12 protein-coding genes are annotated in these 12,789 nt (G+C 64.7%); 4 read left to right on the top strand and 8 right to left on the bottom strand.

Annotation, left to right across the window (positions count from 1 at the left end; genetic code table 11):
- Positions 1-35: 35 nt before the first annotated feature.
- The gene (locus BHD08_RS12180; RefSeq protein ID WP_125022545.1) at positions 36-848 is read right to left on the bottom strand and encodes a universal stress protein; all 813 of its coding nucleotides are present in this window, start codon (positions 846-848) and stop codon (positions 36-38) included.
- A gap of 178 nt (positions 849-1,026) precedes the next feature.
- Here BHD08_RS12180 and BHD08_RS12175 point away from each other — a divergent pair, with 178 nt between their 5' ends.
- Together BHD08_RS12175 and BHD08_RS12170 are read left to right on the top strand one after the other, a co-directional pair.
- Entirely contained in the window at positions 1,027-1,944 is a 918-nt protein-coding gene (locus tag BHD08_RS12175) for a response regulator (protein ID WP_125022543.1), read from the top strand.
- Between the two features lie 142 nt (positions 1,945-2,086).
- Positions 2,087-2,983: a peptidoglycan DD-metalloendopeptidase family protein gene (locus BHD08_RS12170; RefSeq protein ID WP_015278504.1), complete on the top strand. Its 897-nt coding sequence runs from the start codon at positions 2,087-2,089 to the stop codon at positions 2,981-2,983.
- 51 nt (positions 2,984-3,034) lie between these two features.
- Here BHD08_RS12170 and BHD08_RS12165 read toward each other — a convergent pair whose 3' ends face one another.
- From BHD08_RS12165 to glcC, 7 genes are all read right to left on the bottom strand, one after another.
- Positions 3,035-3,796, bottom strand: a complete 762-nt coding sequence (locus BHD08_RS12165) for an outer membrane beta-barrel protein (RefSeq protein WP_125022541.1) — start codon at positions 3,794-3,796, stop codon at positions 3,035-3,037.
- A gap of 192 nt (positions 3,797-3,988) precedes the next feature.
- The gene (locus BHD08_RS12160; RefSeq protein WP_125022539.1) at positions 3,989-5,332 is read right to left on the bottom strand and encodes a hemolysin family protein; all 1,344 of its coding nucleotides are present in this window, start codon (positions 5,330-5,332) and stop codon (positions 3,989-3,991) included.
- A gap of 100 nt (positions 5,333-5,432) precedes the next feature.
- Positions 5,433-6,734, bottom strand: a complete 1,302-nt coding sequence (gene phoR / locus BHD08_RS12155; protein ID WP_125022537.1) for a phosphate regulon sensor histidine kinase PhoR — start codon at positions 6,732-6,734, stop codon at positions 5,433-5,435.
- A gap of 68 nt (positions 6,735-6,802) precedes the next feature.
- A complete protein-coding gene (gene phoB, locus BHD08_RS12150; protein WP_003283304.1) occupies positions 6,803-7,492 on the bottom strand; it encodes a phosphate regulon transcriptional regulator PhoB in 690 nt (229 codons plus the stop codon).
- A gap of 120 nt (positions 7,493-7,612) precedes the next feature.
- Positions 7,613-8,506 carry a 4-hydroxybenzoate octaprenyltransferase gene (ubiA, locus tag BHD08_RS12145; RefSeq protein WP_125022535.1) on the bottom strand — a complete coding sequence of 298 codons (894 nt, stop codon included), beginning with the start codon at positions 8,504-8,506 and terminating at the stop codon, positions 7,613-7,615.
- A 42-nt stretch (positions 8,507-8,548) separates the two neighbouring features.
- Positions 8,549-9,103 (bottom strand): chorismate lyase, encoded by a 555-nt coding sequence (locus tag BHD08_RS12140; RefSeq protein ID WP_125022533.1) that lies wholly within the window; start codon positions 9,101-9,103, stop codon positions 8,549-8,551.
- A 108-nt stretch (positions 9,104-9,211) separates the two neighbouring features.
- The gene (gene glcC, locus BHD08_RS12135; protein ID WP_015278498.1) at positions 9,212-9,985 is read right to left on the bottom strand and encodes a transcriptional regulator GlcC; all 774 of its coding nucleotides are present in this window, start codon (positions 9,983-9,985) and stop codon (positions 9,212-9,214) included.
- Between the two features lie 237 nt (positions 9,986-10,222).
- On the opposite strand from glcC, the gene glcD reads away from it, so the two are divergent.
- A complete protein-coding gene (gene glcD, locus BHD08_RS12130) occupies positions 10,223-11,722 on the top strand; it encodes a glycolate oxidase subunit GlcD (protein ID WP_015278497.1) in 1,500 nt (499 codons plus the stop codon).
- The gene (glcE, locus tag BHD08_RS12125; RefSeq protein WP_125022530.1) at positions 11,722-12,783 is read left to right on the top strand and encodes a glycolate oxidase subunit GlcE; all 1,062 of its coding nucleotides are present in this window, start codon (positions 11,722-11,724) and stop codon (positions 12,781-12,783) included. Before glcD ends, glcE begins: the two co-directional genes overlap by 1 nt.
- The last annotated feature ends 6 nt before the right edge of the window (positions 12,784-12,789 follow it).

Raw genomic sequence — 12,789 nt, 5'->3', positions numbered from 1 at the left:
CTGGGACGAGGCGCGCAAGCCTTGAGGGGAGGGCCTTAGCGGGCGATCAGAAGGTCACAGGGCGGGTTGTCGAGAAACTGCCGGGCCAGGCTGCCGAGCAGCGCGCTGCTCATCTCGCCGCGGCTGTGACTACCCAGTGCCAGCAGTTGCGGTTGCAGGTCGCGCAAGGCGGCCTCCATGCAGTTGCCGCGTTCGCCCTGGTAGAGGCTGTAGCTCAGCAGCGCCCCGTTTTCCGGCAACTGCTGCTGGATATCCGCGACCAGCTGATCGAACAGTTCCTGCTGCAGCGCCAGGCCTTCGGGATCGGGGCCATGCACTTCGGCCATTTCATGCACGTGCAGCGCGTGTAGTTCGGCGCCATCGCCGAGCAGCTCCCAGGCGCATTGCATGGCCCGGCTGGCGCAACGGGAGAAGTCCAGCGCGGCCATGGCACGTTGATACGGAGCGTCCGCCGGGGAGATCACCAGCAGCAACGGCGCCAGGCTTTCAAGCATGATGCGCTCCAGCGTGGTGCCGGCGAATCCCTGGCTCGAGCCCTTGTGGTGGCGGCCCATCACCAGCAGGTCGGCCTCCAGACCTTCGGCCTGCGTGAGTATTTCCTCCACCGGCTGGCCGCGACGAATCCAGGGTTCGAGCTGATCCAGCCCGTTATCCTGCAGGCGTTGCTGCAGCAGCGCCCGCGCGGTTTGCTCATCGCTCGCCGTATCGCGCTCATCCAGCACGTAAAGCAGGCTGATGCGAGCACCAATCTGGCGCGCCAGGCCGGCGGCACGCTGCAGCGCGAGGTCGGCGTCCGAGCTGAGGTCGTGGGCAACGAGAATGTGCTGAACCCGATTTTGCTGAAACATGGGCGGCCTCGCGGAGCTGGCGAAAGCCGCAAGTATGCCGCGACGGCAGCGCCATGTCCTGCCCATGGCCGGTGCGCTGCGTTGATCGGGCGCAACAACTTTGCTGACGATGGTCGCTCGTGCTTTTGTCGATCTGATCCTGCGGCTATGCTTGCCGGCATTCGAGCAGGAGTTAAGGATGAGCAAGGTCAGTGTGCTGGTAGTGGATGACGCGCCCTTTATCCGGGATCTGGTAAAGAAGGCGCTCCGTAGTCACTTTCCGGGCATTCGCATCGAGGATGCGGTCAACGGGCGCAAGGCTCAACAAATGCTCAGCCGCGAGCGTTTCGATCTGATTCTCTGTGATTGGGAAATGCCGGAGATGTCGGGGCTGGAGCTGCTGACCTGGTGCCGCACTCAGGATGCGCTGAAGACCACGCCTTTCATCATGGTCACCAGCCGTGGCGACAAGGAGAATGTGGTGCAGGCCATTCAGGCCGGCGTATCGGACTTCATCGGCAAGCCATTTTCCAATGAACAGCTCACCAGCAAGGTGCGCAAGGCCCTCGGTCGTGCCGGCAAGCTGGACGCGCTGGCAGCCAGTGCGCCGATCAGAAGCATGGCGACCGGCATGGCCAATGACTCGCTGGCCGCACTGACCGGTGGCAAGGCTGAGGTGGTGCGCCCTGCGGCGCCTACCGCGCCTGCGACCGAAGCCAAGAGCTCTCCGCTGATCCAGCCAAGCGCAGCGCCTGCCAGCGCCCCGGCCGGCGCCGCTTCAGGTCGGGGGCAGGGTCAGCTGCGCCTGGCCAATGGCAGTGTTGCCTGCGTGATCAAGGCGCTGAGCCTCAAGGAGGCCCTGCTGGTGGTCAAGCGCGGAGAGCAGCTGCCGCAGGTACTGGAAAGCGCCGTGCTCGACCTCGAACAGGGCGAAGGTGGCGAGGTTGCCCGTCTCAATGGCTATCTGCACGCTGTCGCGGCGTTCGAACCCAAGCCCGACAGCGAATGGCTGCAGCTGTCGTTCCGCTTCGTCGATCGCGATCCGCAGAAGATGGATTACCTGTCGCGCCTGATCGCCCGCGGCACGGCACAGCGGCACTTCGTTCCGGGTGCCTGAGCAATCCGGCGGGCGACCGTTCGGCACCCGCCAGTCTCTACAAACTGACAAGCATCACACCCCGACGGTCGGTGGCTCGCACAGGCCGCTCGCCACTGCTAGTCTTCCCGCTCCAACACTATAACCATTAGAAACTGCCGTTATGCTGGGGCGCATTCTCTTGTTGCTCGGGCTGCCGCTGCTGGCCACGCCGGCGTTGGCCCTGACCATCTACAAATACACTGACGCCAATGGCGTCGTGACCTACAGCGATCAGGCTGCGGCTGGCGCGCAGGTGTTCGTCTTCCGTGATCGCATGGTGGAAAAGCTCGACACCCAGGTGAAACTGGAAACCCGCAAGCATGACGCGGGCGAGACGCTGCTGGTGCGCAACGACCTGTTCGCGCCGGTGGATATCGAGCTGAAACTGGAAAACGTCGAGAACGCCATTGGCGCGCCGGCCAAGCCGATCCGCTGGGTATTGCCGCCGCGCAGCCAGATCCGTCTGGCGACCCTGGCGCCGCGCGATGCTTCCAGGCCGCTGAAGTACACGCCCAAGCTGCGCCATGCGCTGGGCGATCCGCGGCTGATTCCCAAGCCCTACAAATACCCGCTGCCCTGGCAGGGTGGTCCGTTTCGCCTGACCCAGGGCGCCAACGGTCAGTACAGTCACTTCACGCCAAAGGGCCGTTACGCGGTGGATATCGCCATGCCCGAGGGCACGCCCATCGTCGCGGCGCGCGGCGGCATGGTGGTGAAGATCGAAAACGAGCAGAGCGGGCGCGGCAACAACCCGGCCGGCAACTTCGTGCGCATCCTGCATGACGACGGCACCATGGGCGTCTATCTGCACCTGATGAAAGGCTCGGTGGCCGTGCGCGAAGGCCAGCGGGTCGAAACCGGCAGCCGCATCGCGCGTTCCGGCAACACCGGCAACAGCACCGGCCCGCACCTGCACTTCGTGGTGCAGCGCAACGTGGGCCTGGCCATCGAGTCGATTCCGTTCGACTTCTCCCAGCCGGTGAACAGCCTGCCGAACTTCGCGGTGGGTGGGGAGTAGCCGCTGGCTACCACCAGAGCATGATCCGGCAGGCTGATATCGCGTAGAGGCTTAGAACGCCAGGCCAACCTTCAGGCCGACCTGCTCCTGCTTGAGCTTGCTGTTCTCGGCGAACTCACTGTTGCTGTCGATTTCGTAGCGGGTCTGGGTGTAGTACAGGCTGGTGCTGATGGGCATGTTGTTGATGCCCTTGTTCCACAGCACGCTCAGCTCGCCGTAGGGGTTGACCTTGTCCTTCAGATCGACGGTGTCGCTTTCACCGCCAACCTTCAGCTTGCTGTCCGCTTCGATGGAGTAACGGGCGCCGACTTCCAGGCGTACGGTGTAATCGGGTGTCAGGTAGTTGTAGCCAACCCCGGCCTTGGCGAACGGCGAGCGGGTGGTCAGCTTGACGTCTTCCTCGAACAGGCCGAAATCGACGTCGTCCTGCTCGATGCGGCCCCAGTCGTAGCCACCGCCGACGATCACGTCGACATAGTTGTTGCTGCTCAGCGCAGCGCGCAGGCCCAGGTCGATATCGGCGCGGGCGGACATGTATTCCACGTCGTCCTTTTCCCGGTACTGGCCTTCGATACCTGCCTGGTAGATGAAACCTTCCTGGCCGGTCATCTTGTTGCCGAAGTTGTAGTACAGCCCGCCCTGGTTGAGGCGTTCCTTGTCGCTTTCGTCGTTCACGGTCAGCTTGTACTGATTGTGCGAACCAATGACGCCGAAATTCGAGATTGGGCCGGTGGCGGACTGGGCGAACGCCTGGGAGGTCGCTGTCAGGCCGAGGGCCAGGGCGGTTGCAGTGGTCAAAGCATTGATGCGCATGCGGGTAGCTCCATCGTCATTCGATTGGAAATCGGTGGCGGCTCGAGCGAGCCGCCTATGGCGTGGACTGAAACTACTTGCGATTAATTCTGCCAAGCACGACGGGCGGTCGTATTTCTTTGTAAATCAAAGATTAGCGACAGGTATGTAAACGAAAATGTAAGTCGCGGAGTTGTCTGTTTCCGTTACGGGTTAGTCCTTGAGCAGGAGCACCTTCGCGAGCACGATCTTCGGACCGCGCATCTTCTTGATGACGATCTGCAGGCCGTCGACCTGAAGCACTTCATTCTCGTCCGGTACGCGCTTGAGGGTTTCGTAAACCAGCCCTGCCAGCGTTTCCGCCTCGACGTGGTCGAGATCGATGCCCAGCAGGCGCTCGAGTTTGAACAGCGGCGTGTCGCCGCGCACCAGCAGCTTGCCCGGCTGATAGGCGAGCACGCCGCGTTCGGTCTTGCGGTGCTCGTCCTGAATATCGCCGACCAGCACTTCCAGCACGTCTTCCATGGTCAGGAAGCCGATCACCTTGTGGTCGCCTTCTTCCACCAGCACGAAATGCGCGCCGCCCTGGCGGAACTGCTCCAGCAGGCTGGCCAGTGGCATGTGCTTGGACACCCGCTCCAGCGGCCGCAGCAGCTCGCCCAGGCAGAAGTCCTCGGCTAGCGCGCCATTGGCGGCCAGCGCCAGCAGCAGGTCCTTGATGTGCAGCAGGCCGACGTACTCGCCCTTGGCGCTGTCGTAGACCGGATAACGGCTGTACTTGTGGCGACGAATGATCTCGAGGATCTCCGCCAGCGGTGCGTCGTGTTCCAGCTGCAGCAGGTCCTCTCGGGAGTTGGCCCAGTCCACCACTTCCAGCTCGCTCATTTCCACCGCCGAGGCCAGTACCTGGATCTGCGGGTTGCTCGGGTCGCGGGCGCGGTTGGAGTGCAGGATCAGCTTGAGCTCCTCGCGGCTGTAGTGATGATCGTGGTGCACGCCCGGCTCGCCCTGCCCGGCGATGCGCAGGATGGCGTTGGCGCTGGCGTTGAGCAGGTAGATCGCCGGGTACATCAGCCAGTAGAACAGGTACAGCGGTACGGCCGTCCACAGCGACAGCAGTTCCGGCTTGCGGATCGCCCAGGACTTCGGCGCCAGCTCGCCGATGACGATATGCAGATAGGAAATGATGAAGAACGCCGAGAAGAAGGCGATGCCATGCACCAGCGCCGGCGACTGGATACCGATGCCGGCCAGCAGAGGCTCGAGCAGGTGCGCAAACGCCGGCTCGCCGACCCAGCCGAGACCCAGCGATGCGAGGGTGATGCCGAGTTGGCAGGCGGACAGGTAAGCATCGAGCTGATTGTGCACGGTACGCAGGATGTGTCCGCGCCAGCCATGCCGGCTGGCGATGGCTTCCACCTTGGTGGCGCGCAGCTTGACCATGGCGAACTCGGCGGCGACGAAGAAGCCGTTGAGCAGCACGAGGAACAGAGCGAAGAGAATCAGGCCGAAATCGGCGAAGTAGGAAGAAGCGGCGTAACTGGGGGAGGGGTCCATGAAGGGTTCGGGTAGCCAATGATCGCGACAGGATGGCGGCGGCGAGCCGGCTTTTCAAGCGAGCAGCGGGATTTTTCCTGCTGCTCGCGGATATTCCCAGTCAGCGGCCGGGCACCTGGCTGTTCTGGAAGTGACAGGAAAAGCGACTGCCCCGGCCGGGGGTGCTGCTGATGTCCAGGCGCCCCTGGTGGCGCAGCAGCACGTGCTTGACGATCGCCAGGCCGAGCCCCGTACCGCCGGTGCTGCTGGCGCGGCTGGAGTCTACCCGGTAGAAGCGCTCGGTCAGCCGTGGCAGATGTTTCTGCTCGATGCCAATGCCGCTGTCCTCGACGCTGAGGTGCGCGCCGACCTCGTCGCCCCACCAGCGCACATGCACGCTGCCGCCATCCGGGGTGTACTTCACGGCGTTGAACACCAGGTTGGAGAAGGCGCTGCGCAGCTCCGTCTCGCTGCCCTTGAGCTGCAGTGCCGGATCGGCATCGAGGCTGATCAGGTGGCCGCGGTTGCCGGACAGTGCGCGGGCATCGCTGATGATCGACTGCAGTAGCAGCCCCACCGCCACTGGCTGGTTTTCGGTCGGGCGGCTGCTGGTTTCCAGCCGCGCCAGCAACAGCAGGTCGTTGAGCAGGTGCTGCATGCGGCCGGCCTGCTGGTTCATCTGCTGCAGGGCGCGAAGCCAGCGCGGGTTCACCGCTTCGGCATTTTCCAGCAGCGTTTCCAGGTAGCCGGCGATCACGGTGAGCGGCGTACGCAGCTCGTGGGAGACGTTGGCGACGAAGTCTTTGCGCATTTGTTCGAGCTGATGCAGGCGAGTCACGTCCCGCACCAGCAGCAAGTGCTCGCGGTTGCCGTAGCGGGTGATGTTGAACTGCAGGCGCAGGCGATCGTCGACCGGCGAGGCCAGCTCCAGCGGCTGGTCGTAGTTGCCTTTATCGAAGTACTCCTTGAATGCCGGATGGCGCACCAGATTGCCGATGGGGTGGCCGGCGTCCTGCGGCTTCTTCAGCCCCAGCAGGCGGTTGGCGGCGGGGTTCCACCATTCCAGGTTGCCGTCGCTGTCGAGCATGATCACCGCGTCCTTGAGTGCGGCGGTAGAGCCCTGGGCGCGATCGATGATGCCCTGCAGCTCGCCCCGCAGGCGCAGATCGCGGCGCTGCATCTGGTAGAGATTGTCGAACACATCGCCCCAGATTCCGGCCGAGTCCGGCGGCGGCTCGTCGGGATCGGCACGGTGCAGCCAGCGTTGCAGACGCAGCAGCTGGCGCAGGGTCCAGATCAGATAGCCGCTCAGACCGATCACCAGTACCCAGGCGTACTCGCCGGTGATCAGCCCCAGCAGCAGGCAGCCGCCGAGCAGGAGCAGCAGACGACGAATGAGGGCTCCTTGCCAGTCCTGATTCAACCGATGCACTCCAGAGAGGTGGCGATGATGGGATGGATGACGCCGGGACGCAGGCTCACCCGGCGCGCTCAGCTTTTGCTGGAGAAACGATAACCGGTGCCGCGTACCGTCTGCACCAGGTTCTCGTAGGCCTCACCGAGCGCTTTGCGCAGCCGACGGATATGCACATCGACAGTGCGCTCCTCGACATAGACATTGCCGCCCCAGACCTGGTCGAGCAGCTGGCTGCGGGTATAGGCGCGCTCCTGGTGGGTCATGAAGAACTGCAGCAGGCGGTATTCGGTGGGGCCCATCTCGGCCGGCTTGCCGTCGATGGTGACGCGGTGACTGACCGGGTCGAGCAGCAGCCCGCCGATCTCGATCGGCGACTCGCTGTCCACCGGTGTCGCGCGGCGCAGCACGGCCTTCAGCCGGGCCACCAGCTCGCGCGGCGAGAACGGTTTGGTGATGTAGTCGTCGGCGCCGACTTCCAGGCCCTGGATCTTGTTGTCCTCTTCACCCTTGGCGGTAAGCATGATGATTGGCGTGTCGGCGGTCAGTTCGTCGCGTTTGAGGCGGCGGGCCAGTTCGATGCCGGAGGTGCCGGGCAGCATCCAGTCGAGCAGGATCAGGTCCGGCTTGCGGTCGATGATCAGTGCGTGGGCCTGCTGGGTGTTCTCTGCTTCGAGACAGTCATAGCCGGCCATTTCCAGGGCGACGACGATCATCTCCCGGATCGGCGCCTCGTCATCGACGATCAGTATGCTCTTGCCGTTCATGGTCAAGCCTCGGGTCTGTTCTTGTCGTCCGGCATTAGATAACGGAATTATTGCAGCCATGTGACAGGCAGACGGCAGTCGGCTGTGGTGATCCGGCGCTCTAACTCGGCGCGCCTGGGCTTAAGCCTTGGTGGCGTAATCCAGCACGATGCCCGCGAGGATAGCCAGCCCTGCCCAGTGGTTATGCAGGAAGGCCTTGAAGCAGATCTGTGGTTTGCGCGACTGGGTCTTCCAGAACTCCCAGGCGAAGCAGCCGGCGGCGACCACCAGGCCGAGGTGAAACCACTGGCCGAGTTCGAAACGCACGCCAGCGAGCAGCAGGCAGAACAGCGCAAGGCCCTGCAGGGTGACAATGATGACGCGGTCCGCTTCGCCGAAGAGGATCGCGGTGGACTTGATACCGATCTTCAGGTCGTCGTCGCGGTCGGCCATGGCGTAGTAGGTGTCGTACGCCACCGTCCATAGCAGGTTGGCGATGAACAGCAGCCAGGCTTCCGGTGGCAGACTGCCGGTTTCGGCGGTGAAGGCCATCGGCATGCCCCAGGAGAACGCCGCACCGAGCACCACCTGCGGGTAGAAGGTGTAGCGCTTCATGAACGGGTAGCAGGCCGCCAGCGCCAGAGCGCCGAAGGACAGGTAGACGGTTGTCGCGTTGGTCAGCAGTACCAGGCCGAAGCTCAGGCCCACCAGCACGGCGAACAGCGTCCAGGCCTCGCGCGAGCTGACCCGCCCAGCAGCCATCGGACGTGCCTGGGTGCGCTGCACGTGGCCGTCGAAGTTGCGGTCGGCGAAATCGTTGACCACGCAGCCGGCGGCACGCATCAGGATCACGCCGGCGATGAAGATGAACAGATTCTTCGCGCTGGGCACGCCTTCGGCGGCGATCCACAGTGCCCACAGCGTCGGCCACAGCAGCAGGTAGGTGCCGATCGGCTTGTCCAGGCGCATCAGCTGGATGAAGTCCCAGGCGCGCGGGTGCAGGCGATTGCACGATTGCAGCAGTTTCAGATACATCAGCGGCTCTCCTTGGCGGAAGGGGACGTGCAGAGCGGCGGCTCAGGGCGTGACGGCGGCGGCCTGCCACAGTTCGGGGAGGAATACTTCGGCGACCAGCACGCCGAGTCGATTCTGGCGGAAGCACGAGCGCCGCGCCCAGAGGCCGTCGACACGGCACGCATCGGGCAGCCAGTGCGCGGGGTAATGCCGGGCCTCGAGCGTGCCGCGGGCGAAGGCCGGATCGCTGAACAGCAGCTCGCCCAGGGAGCGATTGCCCAGGCGTTGCAGATCGAGGCCGGATTCTTCCAGTTGCACGCGCGCCGCGACGCTGCGGGCGAACACCCAGGGCTGGCCGTGGCCGCACAGATAGACCTCGCGCACCCAGCCTTCACTCTCTGCCGGAACGCCGAGCGCGGCACACTCGTCGGCGCGCAGGGGCTGCCAGGCTTCGTGCAGCGGCTTCACGCTGAACGCGCCATCGGCCAGCTCCGTCAGACGGCGGGTCAGCGAGCCTTTGTCGACGTAGAGCCAGTCATGCAGGGCGGGATCGAGGGGGGAGGGCAGGCGGTCGGCAGTTAGCCAGTCAAGGAATTCGGACACGGCGCGTTCGGGCATAGCGGAAAGAGCGGCGAGTCTAGCATGCGTCCCGGCTGCTGCAGGACGCAGGCGACAACGCGGCGCCTGCAGCGGCTGTAGGGTCGCGCCGGCGCCGCTACAGAATGATCAGGTCCAGCCTTCCAGGCGCATGGTGGCGCGCACCAGGCGCTGCTCTTCCTGCTCGATCTCCTTGAGATTGTCGCGAATGCCGTGGATATGGTCGCGCGCCGCGCGCTGGGCCTGTTCGGGCAGGCGCTCGATTACCGCGTGGTAAAGCCGCGAGTGCTGGCGGTCGATCTGGCGCTTCTGCGCCGGGCGGTGGTAGAGGTTGTTCACCGAGGCGAACACGGTGCTCAGCATCAGGTCGGTCAGCGACTGCAAGGTGTGCACCAGCACCGGGTTGTGCGAGGCCTCGCAGATGGCCAGGTGGAAGGCATGATCGAGGCGGGCATGTTCGCGAGGGTCGGCACCCTCTTCGCTGGCGTGGGCGGCGAGCATTTCCTCGTAGCGGCGACGTAGCAGCACGAAATCCGCGTCGGTGCCGCGCAAGGCCGCCAGCCGCGCCGATTCGCTTTCCAGCAGCGCACGCACCTCCAGCAGGTCATAGAGCGTGCGCGGTTGCGAGTTGAACAGGTGCATCAGTGGGCTGGCGTCATGGTTGCCGGACAGTTCGGCAACGAAGGAGCCACGGCCCTGAGAGGTCTCGATGATGCGGCGCCCGCGCAATACGCGCAGACCCTCACGCAACGCCGAGCGGGAAATGCCGAGCTTCTCGCACAGGCGGCGCTCCGATGGCAGCGCCTGGCCGACTTTCAATACGCCGTCGACGATCAGCCGTTCGATGCGTTCGGCGACGACATCGGCGACTTGACGACGGTCATTGTGCTTTTCGTTCTGCATGTCCTTCGTTCTCCACTGGTAGGACCAGTTTGAGGCGAGTTTACCCTGAATGGCTGGATAGCAGAAACAGCGCCGCTTGGAAGGCCGTTTGGTAGTGCCTTTCATCGGCTGACTACAAAAAACTGGTAGGACCAGTTGTCTGGGGCATGGACGGGCGCCCACCTTCGACGTTAAAGATGCGTCATTCCACCGCAGCCGTGCGCGCTGGCTGTGGCCCCACGAGAACTGGAACCTGCCATGAACATTCTCTACGACGAACGCGTCGATGGTGCGTTGCCCAAGGTCGACAAGGCTGCCCTGCTGGCCGAACTGCAGGCACAGCTGCCTGACCTGGACATCCTCCATCGCAGCGAAGACCTCAAGCCCTACGAGTGCGACGGGCTATCCGCCTATCGCACCACGCCGCTGCTGGTCGTGCTGCCCGAGCGTATCGAGCAGGTCGAGACGCTGCTCAAGCTCTGTCATCAGCGCGGCGTTCCAGTGGTCGCCCGCGGTGCCGGCACCGGTCTGTCCGGCGGTGCGCTGCCGCTCGAGCAGGGCATCCTGCTGGTCATGGCGCGCTTCAACAAGATTCTCGAAGTCGATCCGGCCGGCCGCTTCGCCCGCGTCCAGCCCGGCGTGCGTAACCTGGCGATCTCCCAGGCTGCCGCACCCTATGAGCTGTACTACGCGCCGGACCCTTCGTCGCAGATCGCCTGCTCCATCGGCGGTAACGTCGCCGAGAATGCCGGCGGCGTGCACTGCCTGAAGTACGGCCTGACCGTGCACAACCTGCTCAAGGTGGACATCCTCACCGTCGAAGGCGAGCGCATGACGCTCGGCTCCGACGCACTGGATTCGCCGGGCTTCGACCTGCTGGCGCTGTTCACCGGCTCCGAAGGCATGCTCGGCATCGTCACCGAGGTGACGGTCAAGCTGCTGCCCAAGCCGCAGGTGGCCAAGGTGCTGCTCGCTGCCTTCGACTCGGTGGAGAAGGCCGGTCGTGCGGTCGGCGACATCATCGCTGCCGGCATCATCCCTGGCGGCCTGGAGATGATGGACAACCTGTCGATCCGCGCTGCCGAGGACTTCATCCATGCCGGTTACCCGGTGGATGCCGAGGCGATTCTGCTCTGCGAGCTGGACGGCGTCGAAGCTGACGTGCATGACGACTGCGCGCGGGTCAGCGAAGTGCTGAAGCTGGCTGGCGCCACCGAAGTGCGCCTGGCGAAAGACGAAGCCGAGCGCGTGCGTTTCTGGGCCGGACGCAAGAACGCCTTCCCGGCGGTTGGGCGCATTTCGCCTGACTACTACTGCATGGACGGCACCATCCCGCGGCGCGAGCTGCCGGGTGTGCTCAAGGGTATTTCCGACCTGTCCGAGCAGTTCGGTCTGCGCGTGGCCAACGTGTTCCATGCCGGCGACGGCAACATGCACCCGCTGATCCTGTTCGATGCCAACCAGCCCGGTGAGCTGGAGCGCGCCGAAGACCTCGGCGGCAAGATTCTCGAACTCTGCGTGAAGGTGGGCGGCAGCATCACCGGCGAACACGGCGTCGGCCGCGAGAAGATCAATCAGATGTGCTCGCAGTTCAATGCCGACGAGCTGACCCTGTTCCACGCGGTCAAGGCGGCCTTTGACCCGAGCGGCCTGCTCAACCCGGGCAAGAACATTCCGACCCTGCATCGCTGCGCCGAATTCGGCCGCATGCACATCCACAACGGCCAGCTGCCTTTCCCCGAACTGGAGCGTTTCTGATGTCCGTAATCGCCAACGACGCCAGCGCGCAGTTGCTGGATCAGGTCAACCAGGCGCTTGCCGCCAACACGCCGCTGCGCATCCAGGGCAGCGGCAGCAAGGCTTTCCTCGGCCGGCAGGTCGACGGCGTGCTGCTCGATACCCGCGAGCACCGCGGCATCGTCAGCTATGACCCCACCGAGCTGGTGGTCACCGTTCGCGCCGGCACGCCGCTGACGGAGCTGGAAGCCGCGCTGGATGCCGCCGGGCAGATGCTGCCTTGCGAGCCACCGCACTTTGGCGAAGCTGCCACCGTCGGCGGCATGATCGCCGCCGGGCTGTCCGGCCCGCGTCGCCCATGGAGCGGTTCGGTGCGCGATTTCGTGCTCGGCTCGCGGGTCATCACCGGCCAGGGCAAGCACCTGCGTTTCGGTGGCGAAGTGATGAAGAACGTCGCCGGCTACGACCTGTCGCGCTTGATGGCCGGCAGCTTCGGTTGCCTCGGCGTACTCACCGAAGTCTCGCTCAAGGTGCTGCCCAAGCCGCGCCTGTGCACCAGCCTACGCCTGGAGATCGATCTCGAACGTGCACTGCTCAAGCTTGCCGAGTGGGGCCAGCAGCCGATCCCGATCAGCGCCGCCAGCCATGACGGCCAGGCGCTGCACCTGCGTCTGGAAGGTGGCGAAGGCTCGGTGGGCGCGGCGCGCGAGCGTATCGGTGGCGAGGATCTCGACCCCGGCTACTGGAACGACCTGCGCGAACAGCGCCTGGCGTTCTTTGCCGATCCGCGCCCGCTGTGGCGCCTGTCGCTGCCGAACAACACGCCGGCGCTGGGTCTGCCGGGCGATCAGCTGGTGGACTGGGCCGGTGCCCAGCGCTGGCTGAAGTCCGACGCCGACGCGGTGACCATCCGCGGTATCGCCATTGAGGTCGGCGGCCACGCCACCTGCTTTACCGCAGGCGCCACAACCAATCCGTTCCAGCCGCTGGCCGCACCGCTGCTGCGTTATCACCGCCAGCTCAAGGCCGCGCTGGACCCGCAGGGGATCTTCAACCCCGGCCGCATGTATTCCGAGGTCTGACGACGT

This window comes from Pseudomonas sp. SCT, from assembly GCF_003864275.1.
Classification (GTDB): Bacteria; Pseudomonadota; Gammaproteobacteria; order Pseudomonadales; family Pseudomonadaceae; genus Stutzerimonas; species Stutzerimonas stutzeri_AE.
This window is presented reverse-complemented; position numbering and strand designations above follow the sequence as displayed.